The organism is [Clostridium] citroniae WAL-17108 (assembly GCF_000233455.1).
Taxonomy (GTDB): Bacteria; Bacillota; Clostridia; order Lachnospirales; family Lachnospiraceae; genus Enterocloster; species Enterocloster citroniae.
In genome coordinates this window covers 972544-985779 of sequence record NZ_JH376420.1, presented here as the reverse complement: position 1 = coordinate 985779, position 13236 = coordinate 972544, and the positions used below count along the sequence as shown (strand labels likewise).

Annotated in this window: 14 protein-coding genes; 12 read left to right on the top strand and 2 right to left on the bottom strand. The window is 36.6% G+C overall.

The window, feature by feature from the left end:
- The 3 genes from HMPREF9469_RS04335 to HMPREF9469_RS04325 are packed head-to-tail and all read left to right on the top strand — an operon-like array spanning position 1 to position 4375.
- Positions 1-3426 (top strand): PHP domain-containing protein, encoded by a 3426-nt coding sequence (locus tag HMPREF9469_RS04335; RefSeq protein ID WP_040414968.1) that lies wholly within the window; start codon positions 1-3, stop codon positions 3424-3426.
- Complete coding sequence (locus HMPREF9469_RS04330; RefSeq protein WP_007859514.1) at positions 3420-3953, top strand: ERCC4 domain-containing protein; 534 nt, start codon at positions 3420-3422, stop codon at positions 3951-3953. The genes HMPREF9469_RS04335 and HMPREF9469_RS04330 overlap by 7 nt, the downstream gene beginning before the upstream one ends.
- Before the next feature lie 59 nt (positions 3954-4012).
- The gene (locus HMPREF9469_RS04325; RefSeq protein WP_007859506.1) at positions 4013-4375 is read left to right on the top strand and encodes a hypothetical protein; all 363 of its coding nucleotides are present in this window, start codon (positions 4013-4015) and stop codon (positions 4373-4375) included.
- A 603-nt stretch (positions 4376-4978) separates the two neighbouring features.
- Here HMPREF9469_RS04325 and HMPREF9469_RS04315 read toward each other — a convergent pair.
- On the bottom strand, positions 4979-5386 hold the full coding sequence (locus HMPREF9469_RS04315) for an ASCH domain-containing protein (RefSeq protein ID WP_007859502.1): 408 nt from the start codon (positions 5384-5386) through the stop codon (positions 4979-4981).
- A 554-nt stretch (positions 5387-5940) separates the two neighbouring features.
- Positions 5941-6330: a DUF11 domain-containing protein gene (locus HMPREF9469_RS31075; RefSeq protein ID WP_227884032.1), complete on the bottom strand. Its 390-nt coding sequence runs from the start codon at positions 6328-6330 to the stop codon at positions 5941-5943.
- A gap of 393 nt (positions 6331-6723) precedes the next feature.
- On the opposite strand from HMPREF9469_RS31075, the gene HMPREF9469_RS04310 reads away from it, so the two are divergent.
- From HMPREF9469_RS04310 to HMPREF9469_RS04275, 9 genes are all read left to right on the top strand, one after another.
- Complete coding sequence (locus HMPREF9469_RS04310) at positions 6724-7011, top strand: hypothetical protein (RefSeq protein ID WP_040414964.1); 288 nt, start codon at positions 6724-6726, stop codon at positions 7009-7011.
- 389 nt (positions 7012-7400) lie between these two features.
- Positions 7401-7949: a guanylate kinase gene (locus HMPREF9469_RS30530; protein ID WP_050814434.1), complete on the top strand. Its 549-nt coding sequence runs from the start codon at positions 7401-7403 to the stop codon at positions 7947-7949.
- 60 nt (positions 7950-8009) lie between these two features.
- Entirely contained in the window at positions 8010-8213 is a 204-nt protein-coding gene (locus HMPREF9469_RS34015; protein WP_007859495.1) for a glutaredoxin family protein, read from the top strand.
- The gene (gene nrdD / locus HMPREF9469_RS04295; RefSeq protein ID WP_007859494.1) at positions 8195-10087 is read left to right on the top strand and encodes an anaerobic ribonucleoside-triphosphate reductase; all 1893 of its coding nucleotides are present in this window, start codon (positions 8195-8197) and stop codon (positions 10085-10087) included. Before HMPREF9469_RS34015 ends, nrdD begins: the two co-directional genes overlap by 19 nt.
- Positions 10080-10550 (top strand): anaerobic ribonucleoside-triphosphate reductase activating protein, encoded by a 471-nt coding sequence (gene nrdG / locus HMPREF9469_RS04290; protein WP_007859493.1) that lies wholly within the window; start codon positions 10080-10082, stop codon positions 10548-10550. Before nrdD ends, nrdG begins: the two co-directional genes overlap by 8 nt.
- A gap of 32 nt (positions 10551-10582) precedes the next feature.
- Positions 10583-11119, top strand: a complete 537-nt coding sequence (locus HMPREF9469_RS04285; RefSeq protein ID WP_040414960.1) for a dCTP deaminase/dUTPase family protein — start codon at positions 10583-10585, stop codon at positions 11117-11119.
- On the top strand, positions 11112-11252 hold the full coding sequence (locus HMPREF9469_RS31890) for a hypothetical protein (RefSeq protein ID WP_007859491.1): 141 nt from the start codon (positions 11112-11114) through the stop codon (positions 11250-11252). Before HMPREF9469_RS04285 ends, HMPREF9469_RS31890 begins: the two co-directional genes overlap by 8 nt.
- 2 nt (positions 11253-11254) lie before the next feature.
- A complete protein-coding gene (locus tag HMPREF9469_RS04280; RefSeq protein WP_007859489.1) occupies positions 11255-12571 on the top strand; it encodes an RNA ligase family protein in 1317 nt (438 codons plus the stop codon).
- A 51-nt stretch (positions 12572-12622) separates the two neighbouring features.
- A partial coding sequence (locus HMPREF9469_RS04275) for a thymidylate synthase (RefSeq protein ID WP_007859487.1) occupies positions 12623-13236 on the top strand: 614 nt, incomplete at its 3' end.

Below are 13236 nucleotides of genomic sequence, written 5' to 3'. Positions count from 1 at the left end.
GTGATAGGGTTAAATAGACACAAATTAATAGAGAATGTCCTACCACGTTTGAAATTTGAGTTTCCATATAATCCGGATGAGTGGCTAGAAAAAAAGATGGTGATGGAGAATTACCATAAACATACAACATGGTCAAACTTGGTTCAAATTGATTCTGCGACCAGTGTTGAAGAGTTTATGGATTATCTAAACAGCTATGGATGCAGATGTTTCTTTTCTGGAGAACATGGTTATCAAGGCGAGTGGTTATACATATATGATAAGTGTAGGGCAACTCAGAATGAAAAGTGGAGAGAAGCACATGGTTATAATGCGCCACTGAAGTTTTGTTATTCTACCGAGGCATATTGGGTTAAAGACAGATTTGCGAAAGATAGATCGAATTGTCATATTGTAATTGTTGCTAGAAACTACAATGCAATGAGAAAACTAAATTATATTTTATCAGAGGCTAATGTTAGTGGGTTTTATGGTAAGCCACGTATAGATCTGAATCTATTGTTTTCATTGGATTATGATGATGTCTATGTTACAAGCGCATGCATCGCTGGGTGGAAGTATGATGATGCGGAAGATATTTGGCTGAAAATATGGAAGCATTTTAGAAATCATTTTTTTTTAGAATACCAAGCTAATAATACACCAGCACAAAAAGAATTGAATAGCAAAATATATGAGCTTTCTAAAAGGTATGGTATCCAAACTATCATCGGTTTAGATACTCATTATTTAAATGAAGAAGACCATATAAAAAGAGAGAATCTGCTTCAAAGGAAAGGTATTCGTTATCCAGAGGAAAGTGGATGGCATATGGATTTTCCTAATGGTGATGAGGTGTTTAGACGGATGATGCAACAAAATGTGTTGCCACCGGATGAAATAGTTTATGCTATGATGAATACCCATGTATTTGTTTCAGGAGTGGATGATATTGAGATCGATACAAGTTTTAAAATACCAATACTGCCACAATATCAGAAATACAGTTATGATGAACGGGTCAAGATTTTAAGGCAACTTCTTTACGGGCAGTATGAAAAAGAAGAAAACCAATCACCAGAAAGGTTAGAAGGACTAAAGTATGAAATAAGCCAAATTGTGGAAAGTGGGACAGCAGACTATTTCCTGGATGATTACCATATTATAAAGTTAGCAACATCCGTGGACTACGGAGGGCAATTAACGACAACCTCCAGGGGAAGTGCTAGTTCATACTATACCAGTAAGCTATTAGGGTTTACAACTATGGATCGCTTTGAGTCAGAAGTGCCAATTTATCCTGAGCGATTTATTACAAAAGAAAGAATACAATCTTCTCATCAAATGCCAGATGTGGATTTAAACTGTGCAGCTCAGGAGCCCTTTGTAGGTGCGAGTAAATCACTTCTGGGGGAAGAGGGATGTTATCCACTTTTGGCTGTTGGGAAATTTGGAGAAAAGTCAGGATTTAAACTTTATGCGGATATTAAAGGTATATCTCCAAGCATTGCAAATGAGATTACTGCATGCATTGAACTTTACAATAATGCATTAAAGGATGCCGATGACGAAGAGGATAAAAAGAGAATATTCATTGAAGATTACATAACCGACCCTAAGTTATTAAAAGTGTTTAACGATAGTAAACCGTATCAAGGAATTATTGAGCAGGCAAAAGTTCACGCTTGCGGACATCTAATCTTTAATGGGAATCCAAATCAAAAAAATGTTATTGGCTATGGGGATATAAGATATGAAATAGGTCTTATTCGGTGCTGTTCTGAAAGTACTGGGCGCTCCGTCTTGGTTGCGTGTGTGGAAGGCAATATGCTGGATGCATATGGTTATGTCAAGAATGATTATTTAATTGTTGATGTGGTGGGGATTATTTACAAACTTTATCATAGCATTGGTATGGAAGTACCTACAGTAAATCAATTAAGACGAATGGTTCAAAACGATAGTGCAACATGGAATATGTATGCTCGGGGCATTACTTGTTGTCTGAATCAATGTGAAAAAGAATCTACGACAAGGAAAGTGATGAGGTATAGGCCAAGGCATATTAAAGAATTAGCTGCCTTTATAGCTGGCATACGACCTGGCTTCAAATCTTTAATTAACGGATTCTTAGACCGGATTGAATATTCAAATGGTGAAAGTGCTATAGATGAGCTTTTGGAAGACAGTTTTCATTACATGTTATATCAAGAAGCTGTAATGAGGATATTTGCGTATCTTGGCATAGAAATGAAAGAAAGTTATGATACCATAAAAGGAATCAGCAAGAAAAAGCTGAAGGGTAAAGAACTTGAAAAGATAGAGAATAGCTTAAAAGAACATTGGCTTAGAAACATTGGCAATCTCAATAACTTTATTCCCGTCTACAAAGTAATAAAAGATAGTGCAAGATACTCCTTTAATGCTCCTCATGCTTTAGCAATGGCGTTTGATTCATTATATGAGGCTTGGTTCAAAGCTCATTATACATCAAAATTTTACGAAGTAACATTGAATCATTATCAGGGAAAAAATGATAAGGACAAAATTGCTGCTTTACAAAAAGAGGCCATGAACTTTTTTGACTATAAGATGGGAGAATTTGCATACGGAAAAGATAATTCTCAATTTGTAGTGGATGATGAAGAAAGAATTATTTATCCTAATTTGGCCAGCATAAAAGGCATAGGTGTTAATGTTGTAAAAGATATGATGTCTATTAGCAATAGCGGGTTAGATGATTTTGTTGAAATAAGAAGAGCTATCAAGGGGACTCAAATAAATGCTACAGTATTTAAGAATCTTGTAAAAATCGGGTATTTTAAAAAATATGGATCTATTAAAAAACTTCTTAATATTCTTGAAATCTATAATAGATGGGCCGGCAGCAGTGGTGATGGTCTGTCAACAATTCCTAAAGCGTCTATTCCTGAACTTGGTTTGGAAAACATTGACATCCAAAAATTCGCATCAGATATTACTCCTAAAGGGAACATTAGCAAAAAACAGTATACAAATCTTAACTGGATCGGTCTTGTAAAAGAATTAGCCCAATATGTCCCAGATGATGAATATGGTGTGGGTATACTATTGAAGTTTCAGCTCGAAGTCCTGGATTATATAGATTATGTAAATCCCGAGTTTGATCCCCGCTATTGTATGGTTCTGGATATAGATACAAAGTATTCTCCTAAGATTTTAGGTTACTGCTTGTCTACCGGGCAGAAAAAGGAATTTAAAATACATAAGAAAAGGGATTGTAGAAAAAAGGAAATTGTTGTTGGATTTGATCAATGCCCGATAGATAAAGGAGATATTATATATATAAAAAGCTTTAAGAAGGAATTGGCCGTAAAGAAAGTAGATGATGAATGGATTGAAATACCTGGAGTATTCAATACGTGGATTAATGATTATTCAAAAATACAGTTGGAGCAGGTATGTTAGATAGACAAAAATATACAGATGCGGAAATCGATAGAATGATTAAATCCATGGTAATTTTAACGGACAGTAGAGAACAAAAGAATAGTCATATAACGACTTATTTGGATAAACATAACGTGCTTCATAAAAAGATAGGGATGCCTTGCGGGGATTATAGTTTTATGCTACCAGCGGACCCTGAGTTTGGAATTATAAGAGATAAATACTTCTACAATGAAATATTTATCGAAAGAAAGAACTCGGCTGAGGAACTCTCCGGCTGTTTTACAAGAACTAGAACTAGATTTGAGGAGGAGTTTTCGCTATCTAGAGCAAAGAGAAAATATTTGTTAATCGAAGGATGTAACTACTTTGATATTGTTGACGGAAAATATAATACCGATTATGGTTCAAAAAGTTTTACGGCATCTCTTCATTCTTTTAATTCGCGATATGGTTTAGAAATTATATTTATGCCAGATCCGCGATACAGTGCAGTATTTATAGTAGGAACAATGCAATATTTCTTAAGGAACTTATTGAAATAGGAAGTAGGAAGTGGAATGAACTGTAACGAATAGAAAAAAATATAAATGGAGGAAAAATAATGACATTACCATGTTTGCCGCTCATTCAGGAGCGTTTTTGGAATAAGATTAAGAGAAAGGAACCATATCGATCCATAAGGCAACACCCTGATTTCAAAATGTGTATGTTTCCTCAGCAGCAAGGAACCTTTCTGCTGGGATTGGAGACAATCTATGACCATGTTGATGCATCAGAGTATATAACTGTAATTGAAGATTGTAATTCCGGATGGGCAGGGGTGTTCCTTGGAGAAAGACTGGTGGACATCGTATCATTTCCTGATAGAAGTCCTGATAGAAGTTTTTTTCATAACTTCAGTATTGAAAGGATGGCTGGATGTGATTATACAGTGTGTCGTGTAAACGAGAAAAAAGGAGATTAAAATGAATTGCAATGTTTGTGGAACATGTATGAGATTGGCTATCTTGACCGATTACGGTATAGATAAGATAGTTTGCCTGAGAGGCTATAATTTAATGTTTAAAGAGTGTGAAGATATCGGTCCTATGGTGTATTGCCCTAAGTGTGGGAACTTACAGGTGGAGTTAGATAAAGACATTGAGTTACATGATAAACAAGAAGATTAGGGGCAAAATGGGGATACAGATGCAACAAAAAGGTATTTATAATCCCTGCTAAATACCTTTCACCTGATTTTCTTCCATATACCATATCATCCGATTGAATGAGATTTCGTCTATTATTCGCTATATCCAGGGTAACATAGATTTTTAGACAGAACTCCACAATTTAGGGTATCAGGTAACCCATTAAAATTGGGAGGGGCAATAGGCGGTTTGAACAGTTTTCGCAAAGCGGAAAATGGAAACGTACAACGGTGTGTACCATTGTGCCCTGCTTGCCAGTATTGAAGACAGCAAAATGAGAAATGCGCCTTTTTCCAAGAAGGCGTAATAAATCAGTTCGACAAACTAGAAGTTGTCGTTCCTAAAGGCTTTTATGTAGAGTGTTACCTTTTTTTTCGTTATAACACCTCAACAACCTCGAAACGTTCAAATGTAATAGGTGTTTGATTGGTAAAAGTATAACCGCGCTTGGCAGCGTCTCGTGTCCAATAACGTATATTGCCCGACTTCCATTGTTCAAAGTTTTCGTCCTCACCCTCAAGTTTGACCATATCCCAGGTTAAATCGTAAAATTTGACAGTTTCAAGATACACCGTCTTTATCACACAGGCTGGACTGCCGCGCCCATCGAGTACAAGCGATAAATCGCCAACATTTGGGGTCTGTTCGTCCTCCAATACAATAGAGACTGTTGCAGTTTTCTTTCCAGTAAGTACCAGCGCCAGAAGTTCATCCGCCATTTCGGGGCTATCGCCAAAAGCAAAGCATTCAAAATAGCTTTTATTTGCATTTTCAATAGAATCCATTTCTTATTTATCCTCCCTTAAATTCAAATTTGTCAAATACACCTTATCCGCCAAAGGCAAACACTCTTCTTTCTTTTACTCTAAATTCAAACGTTGGATCTGTCAAGTTATTCTGTGTATCCTTATATCATGTTTCAAGTCTTTATAAAATCAGGGTGGGAATTGGGTGGGATTCTGGGTAGTTCATACTTTGCAAACACCTCAAAAATACTGGCTGGAAAAACATTAAAAGCCCTATTCATCGGTGTCGCCTGCACTATCGCGCCTATAATAAAGCCGAAAAAACAATTTGAATCCATTACTATTTTTTATAAGAGGGGATTAGAAGTAGACGAATAAAATATAGGCAATGAAAGCTAGGTCTAAATTGCTCACCACAGTTATTTGACTATGGAGAGCAATCGAATAGAAGATATGAGTTTGTGTATGTCAAATTACTGAAAATATTAATATCGGACCATTCTACATAACATTTAGTTCCGTATTTAAAAAGATAGATTGCAAAAATAAAAGTATTGTCAAAGTATTGGTAATACGATACTATTTGATAATTATTAGGTGGTACCTCCAACAACCTTAACTTGAAACTGTATACTGGCTGTACCAAGCGAAGCAATGCTAGGTATCGTGTATGTCAGGGTATTATTAGTTACTGTTGGTGTTGCTGCTGTACCATTGACCGTAAATGATCCAGTTACAAATGTGGCACCAGCTGGAATTGTATCTGTAAATGGTAAATTCGTTAAAGTACTTAAGCTTACATTAGTCACTGTAATAGTATAGGTTAAGGTATCACCAATACTAGCGGTAAGCTTATCAACTGCTTTAAGCAATGTCGGTTGGAGAAGCAAGACAGTCGAAACAGAGTTACTATTTATTGGATTGCCACCATATGTTACGCTGGCAGTATTGTCAAGTTTATTTATAATGGCCAAAATATTCACCTCGCTTTTTTGATAGTTAATATAATATATGTGAGCGAGGACAAAGTGCTACAATATGGTTTGGGTCTTATATAATTCTCAAGAAGAATATCAAAGGACTTTTGAAGTAAGGATCAAATGAGAAAAAAATATCAAGATAGAGGTCAGTATAACAGAAATAGGGAGGTAAAGCAATTATAGAAGTTATGAGGCCTAATGATACAAAAGGGTGAGGTGATTCTCATATTAGGGATTGCAATAAAAACTTTTAAAATGATATCAATTGACATATCACTAATAAAGTGCTATAATGTCTCATACAAGGATATATTATCTTTTGTTTTCTAGACTCGATTCGAGTGAACAATTCCCCATCTATAAAAATTTCGGAAAGGAATAGGTGAAGTGAATTAAATGAGTTCAATGGTTTTGGATAAAGTGATTGATATTTATGGCATGAATTATAATGTGAGGATTGAAATCCATCCATCTGGATGCCTTTATGATTATCAAGTAAAAGTGTTTGATTCATTCGAGAATTTGATAGGGACCAGAGTTAAGAGTTCGAATACACCAGTTAATCTGGTTGAATTAATTAAATGGGTAATACAATCAATGAAGGACAATGATTTTATGGTAGCAGAAGCTTTCTCGAAATCAATAAGACAGCTAGATCAATGGGATGGAAAAATAGCGATCTGAATGGGATGTTTCAAAAAGAAGGAAAGGAGGGGGTGGTGTGTCTGATGTTACTAAGTGTAATTCGAATAGGTGTCCATATAGGAGCAAATGTTGGCGATATAATGTTCCGGGTGGGAAATTTCAGTCATGTGTAGATTTTTCAATTGGCCAGATAAAAAGTAATGGAAAGTGTGAATCATATTGGCCCATAAAGAAATGAAAAACTATTTTACTGCGAGTATCATGATTGAGGAGAAATGCCCGAAATGTGGGAGTAACCTGTGGTTAAGAAAATATCAAGAGCCACGAGGGGAATACTGGGGCTTTCCTTGTTATGAAGATATGATAGAAAAAAGATGCATAAAATGTGGAAAGGAAATTGAATAGCTTACAATGAATGATCGTATAAAATGGGGGAATACAGATTGATTTGTATTCTCGGAGAATCTGCAGCAGGTAAGACTTCTGTAGCAGAAAGACTTATGCATGATAGCAAAATGAAGCAGATTATTACATATACAACAAGACCGCCCAGAGAAGGAGAAAAAGATGGCATAGATTACCATTTTGTTGCTCAGAACTTATTTGCAGCCATGGAGAAGGCAGGAGAGTTTGCGGAAACAGGGGAATATAATAATTGGAAGTATGGTACAGCATCCTGCGACTGTATAGATAATGGGATTTCTGTAGTGACCCCTAGCGGTTTTAGAAAACTTAAAAAGAATAGAAATATAAAAATTATATCTTTTTATCTAAATGTTCCACGGCGTGATCGCCTAATTAAATCCCTTAAAACAAGAGATGACATTGATGAATGTATTAATAGAAATTTAAGAGATCTTGGACAATTTGATGGTGTTGAAGATGAAGTGGATTTTGTGATTTCAAATCCGAGCTATACTAGAAGCCCTGATGATATATCTAAGGAGATTTTGTGGTTAGTCGGACAGAGGAAATAGTGATTTTCTATACTGCTTTAGTTGCCAATATATATAAATTGTGCTCGAACAAGGAGAATAATGAATAAAATAACTTTATACACTACTGGGTGTCCCCAGTGTATTGAATTAAAGAAAATTCTGGACAAAAATAAAATAGAATATAGCGTAGAAAATGATATTTCAAAGATGCTTAGTTTGGGTATTCAGTCGGCTCCACGATTAGAAGTGAATGGGAACATCATGGGAATGCAGGAAGCATTGTCTTGGGTAGAAAGACATTAGGTAATGTATCTATGATAGACAATAAAACAATTAGCATGACTATAGAGAATCTCGAAAGAAGCTATCGCAAGGATATTGAGTTTATAAACAATTACCGAAAATCCAGCAATGCAGCAACTGGAAGTAAATTTGATTCTAATGCAAATGTAGAAAATAAGAATATTGCTACATTAAGCGGAGAACTACCTAAGGGTGATAATATCGGAATTAATAGACTTCTAATGATCGATAAAATCCGGGAAATGTTTGGAATAGAATTGGCTAGAGAGTATATGCGCCAATTGCTGGAGCATGAGATTTATAAACATGATGAGACTAACATATCTCCATACTGTGTTAGTATAACAATGTATCCATTTTTATTTAATGGATTGGAGCAGATTGGTGGGACATCAAGTGCGCCACGTTATCTAGATTCGTTTTGTGGGGCATTTATTAATTTGGTGTTTGCGATTGCATCTCAATTTGCTGGAGCTGTCTCTACTCCGGAGTGGCTAACATATATGGATTACTTCATCCGTAAAGAATATGGAGAAGAATACTATAAACATCCGGATATGGTGGTTACTTCAGCAATGTGTTTACGGCAAAGAAGCATTAGAAACGTGATCGAATCTAAGTTTGACCAATGCGTCTATTCTTTGGATCAGCCGGCAGGAGCGAGGAATTTCCAAAGTGTTTTTTGGAATATAGCTTATTTTGATAGGGACTATTTTAAAGTTATTTTTGATAACTTTGTTTTTCCAGATGGGAGCCTTCCTAATTGGGATAGTGTATCTTGGCTCCAAAAAGAATTTATGCAGTGGCTTAACAATGAGAGGTTAAAGAAAGTTTTGACGTTCCCTGTTGAAACTCTCAATCTTCTAAATGATGGTGAAACATACGTAGATCAGGAATGGTTTGAGTTTGCATCCAAAATGTATGCGGAAGGCCATTCGTTCTTCACATATACGAGTGATAGCGTTGATAGCTTAGCATCATGCTGCCGTTTAAGAAATGAGCTGCAGGACAATACATTTTCATATACTCTTGGAGCTGGTGGGGTGTCTACGGGGTCAAAGGGTGTCATAACAATTAATATTAATCGTTTAGTTCAAAACGCTGTTCAGCGTAATATTCCCATTAATGAAGCAATAACAAATCAAGTGGAAAAAGTGCATAAATACCTGCTGGCATATAATGAGATAATCAAAGATTATTTTAATGACCATCTATTGTCTATTTATGAAGCTGGGTATATTTCTTTGGAAAAGCAGTTTCTTACGATAGGAATCAATGGATTTGTGGAGGGCGCTGAGTTCCTTGGTATTACCCCAACTCCAAATGATAAATATATGGAATATGGAGAGATGATACTGCGCCCAATATATGAACTTAATAAGAGAGACAAGTCAAAGGGAATTATGTTCAATACAGAATTTGTCCCGGCTGAGAATTTGGGCGTTAAGAATGCGAAGTGGGATAGAGAAGACGGATACTTTGTTCCGAGAGATTGCTATAATAGCTATTTTTATGCTGTGGAAGATGAAAGTAATAATGTGTTTGATAAACTCACGCTTCATGGGAAGAAGTTTACGCAGTATCTCGATGGAGGGAGTGCCTTTCATGAAAATTTGGCAGAGCATTTGACTCAGGACCAGTATAAAACAATTATGATAGGAGCGGTAAAAGTGGGATGTCCATATTTTACTTTTAATATTCCTAATACCATATGTAACGAATGTGATCACATAAGCAAGCACAGACTTTTCCAGTGCGAGAAATGTGGTAGTACTGATTTGGATTACATTACAAGGATCATTGGGTACCTTAAGCGTATATCAAAGTTTTCTGAGGCGCGCCAGATAGAGGCCTCTAGGAGATATTATGAATAAACCTCTTAAATATTTAGGATATTGTGTAGTATTTCAGGAAGTACCGAATGAAACCTCTTTAGCAATTAATATTAGTGGTTGCCCTCATAAGTGTGAGGGCTGCCATAGCCAATATCTTTGGAAATATAGAGGGAATTACATTACTGAAGATATTGAAGGCATAATTGGAAAGTACAAGAATTTTGTAACATGTGTCTGTCTAATGGGTGGAGACCAGAATCTAGAAGAATTGTTTGAATTAACTAAGTTGATTAAAGCTAGTGGACTGAAGACTTGTATATATTCGGGGCTTAGTGAAACAGATGTGTTTCTGGAATTTGTCCCATATTTAGATTATCTGAAGATAGGTCCTTATAAAGCTCGTACCGGCGGACTTAATCAGATGAGTACTAATCAGATTTTCTATCAAATATCAGATGGAAAATTAAAGGACATAACTTCAATCTTTTGGAGAAGTATGTAAAGGAAAATGGTAAAAATATTTGGGTGAACAGAATGAATAGAATTGCGGAATTTGAAAAAGTATCTTATGAGCAGTTTGCAGAAGATTGGAACAAGGCATTTGAAAATAGAACATTCAGCGATAAAGAAATTAAAAAAATATACGAAAGCATCATATTACCAGAAAGAAAGACAATGGGTAGTGCAGGATATGATTTTATCAGTCCGCTTAGTTTTAAATTGCTACCAAATACTGTGATTAATATACCAACAGGTATACGGGCTAAAATAAATGATGGTTGGGTATTGATGATTTATATGCGCTCAGGGCTGGGTTTTAAACATGGACTAAGGCTTATCAACTCGACTGGAATTATCGATAGTGACTATTATGATGCCGACAATATGGGGCATATACATATCAAACTTATTAATGATAGTTCGTTGAAACATACGGTTGAGATAGGTGAAGGTGACGGTATATCACAGGGAGTATTTATACCATATGGATTAACTAAAAATGATAGATCATCAGGAGTACGGATCGGCGGTTTTGGTTCAACAGATAAGGAAAATAGCATTCATGATTAGGAAAGAGTGGTTTAATGAGCTGCTGGACAATCTAATGGAATCCATGGATAAGTCAGTTAACAACGATGAATTAATTGTAATATATGTTGTCATGCTTGTCCTGGATGGAATGATTGATGAGGAGGTAAAGTAGATATGTATTGTGCATATATAACGACAATAAAAGAACTGCATAAACACAGTAATGCAGATCGGCTTCAATGTGCGACTGTTTTTGGAAACAATGTCATTGTTGATCTATCGTACAGTAGAGAACAGAAAGTGATCTATTTTCCATCGGATGGACAATTAAGTGAGGAATTTGCAACTGACAATAACTTGGTCCGAAAGAAAGATGAAAATGGAAACAATATCGGTGGTTATATGGATCCGGGGAAAAGAAATGTAACGGCCATTAAATTAAGGGGAGAAAAGTCGGACGGCTTAATACTACCGGTAGAGGTATTATCAAAGTATACTGATATTTCTACTCTTTCAGAGGGCGACCATATCAATGTACTAAATGGCCATGAGATATGTTGTAAGTATATACCAAGGAAAAATCCATATGCCATGAGAGAATATGAACAAATGAAGAGTGGAAAAAGGGGACACGCTATAAAAGATACGGTTTCTTATCCATTATTCGCTGAGCATACTGATACAGAACAACTTGCATATCATCAAAATGCATTTAAGGTTGGAGATACCTGTTACATAACACTGAAAATGCATGGTACTTCAGCCAGAACAGCAAATACAATTGAAGTTACAAAGAAAAAACGCCATTTAGTTCTCAAGAAGGTATTTAAACTAGAAGACAAGGAAATTAGGCGGTTCAGGGCCGTAAGTGGATCGAGAAGGACTATTCTGAAGTCATATGACAGTGAATATTATGGCAGCAATTCATTTAGGCAGCCATATCATGACTTTTTTGCAAATAAGCTACCAAAAGGATTTGAAGTCTTTTATGAAATTGTAGGTTGGATGGGTCCTGAAAAAACAATAATGGGGACATGCTCCAACAAACTCATCAAAGACAAAGAATTTGAAAAGAGATACGGCAAAGATACGATCTTTTCATATGGTTGTGATCCTGGGAAGAGCGACATATATGTATATCGTATGACAGCAACCAATGAAGATGGTACGGTGGTTGAACTGCCATGGGAGCAAGTTCAAATAGAGTGCGAAAAGATGGGGGTAAAGTATGTTCCCACATTTGATAAATTTCTCTTTACAACATGGGAAGACCTAATGAAACGTGTAGAGAAATATTTTGATGGACCCGATCCCATAGGAAAAACACACGTAAGGGAAGGCATAGTGGTCAGGATAGATAATAGAGAGAAGTTTACTGCTTATAAGCATAAGAACTGGTATTTTAAATGTCTGGAAGGAATTGTAAAAGATACATCCGATTGCCCGGATATTGAAGAAGCCGAGGAATTGTTAGATAAAGAAAATGTATAAAAAGACTTTTGTCGTAAGCTGGCAAGACCTTTTGTATAAGGAGTAATGTACATGAGTTATGCAGACCAGATATTTATACAGAATTGCAGGGATATTTTAGACCATGGTGTATGGGATACGGACTGCCAGGTCCGCCCCGTGTGGGAGGACGGCGCTCCTGCCCATACCATCAAGCGTTTTGGAATTGTTAACCGTTACGATCTGTCAGGTGAATTTCCCGTGATCACCTTAAGGCGTACGGCTTTTAAATCAGCAGTGGACGAGCTGCTCTGGATATGGCAGAAGAAATCCAACAACATCCACGACCTAAACAGCCATATATGGGATTCCTGGGCTGATGAGAACGGTTCCATCGGCAAGGCATACGGATACCAGCTGGGAGTGAAGCATCACTATAAGGAGGGAGACTTCGACCAGGTGGACCGCATCCTTTATGACTTAAAGCACAACCCCTTAAGCAGGCGGATCATGTCCAATATCTACAACCACCACGACCTGCACGAGATGAACCTCTACCCATGTGCCTACAGCATGACATTTAATGTGTCCGGCCACACGCTGAACGGAATACTGAACCAGCGTTCCCAGGACATGCTTACGGCCAACAGCTGGAATGTGTGCCAGTACGCCGTGCTGCTCCACATGTTTGCCCAGGTAAGCGGTCT

Bases quoted from the DNA above. Each gene is read 5' to 3' on its own strand.
- HMPREF9469_RS04330 (WP_007859514.1), top strand. From the start codon at position 3,420: ATGTTAGATAGACAAAAATATACAGATGCGGAAATCGATAGAATGATT.
- HMPREF9469_RS04325 (WP_007859506.1), top strand. From the start codon at position 4,013: ATGACATTACCATGTTTGCCGCTCATTCAGGAGCGTTTTTGGAATAAG.
- HMPREF9469_RS04315 (WP_007859502.1), bottom strand. From the start codon at position 5,386: ATGGATTCTATTGAAAATGCAAATAAAAGCTATTTTGAATGCTTTGCT.
- HMPREF9469_RS04310 (WP_040414964.1), top strand. From the start codon at position 6,724: ATGAGTTCAATGGTTTTGGATAAAGTGATTGATATTTATGGCATGAAT.
- HMPREF9469_RS30530 (WP_050814434.1), top strand. From the start codon at position 7,401: ATGGGGGAATACAGATTGATTTGTATTCTCGGAGAATCTGCAGCAGGT.
- HMPREF9469_RS34015 (WP_007859495.1), top strand. From the start codon at position 8,010: ATGAATAAAATAACTTTATACACTACTGGGTGTCCCCAGTGTATTGAA.
- nrdG (WP_007859493.1), top strand. From the start codon at position 10,080: ATGAATAAACCTCTTAAATATTTAGGATATTGTGTAGTATTTCAGGAA.
- HMPREF9469_RS04285 (WP_040414960.1), top strand. From the start codon at position 10,583: ATGAATAGAATTGCGGAATTTGAAAAAGTATCTTATGAGCAGTTTGCA.
- HMPREF9469_RS31890 (WP_007859491.1), top strand. From the start codon at position 11,112: ATGATTAGGAAAGAGTGGTTTAATGAGCTGCTGGACAATCTAATGGAA.
- HMPREF9469_RS04280 (WP_007859489.1), top strand. From the start codon at position 11,255: ATGTATTGTGCATATATAACGACAATAAAAGAACTGCATAAACACAGT.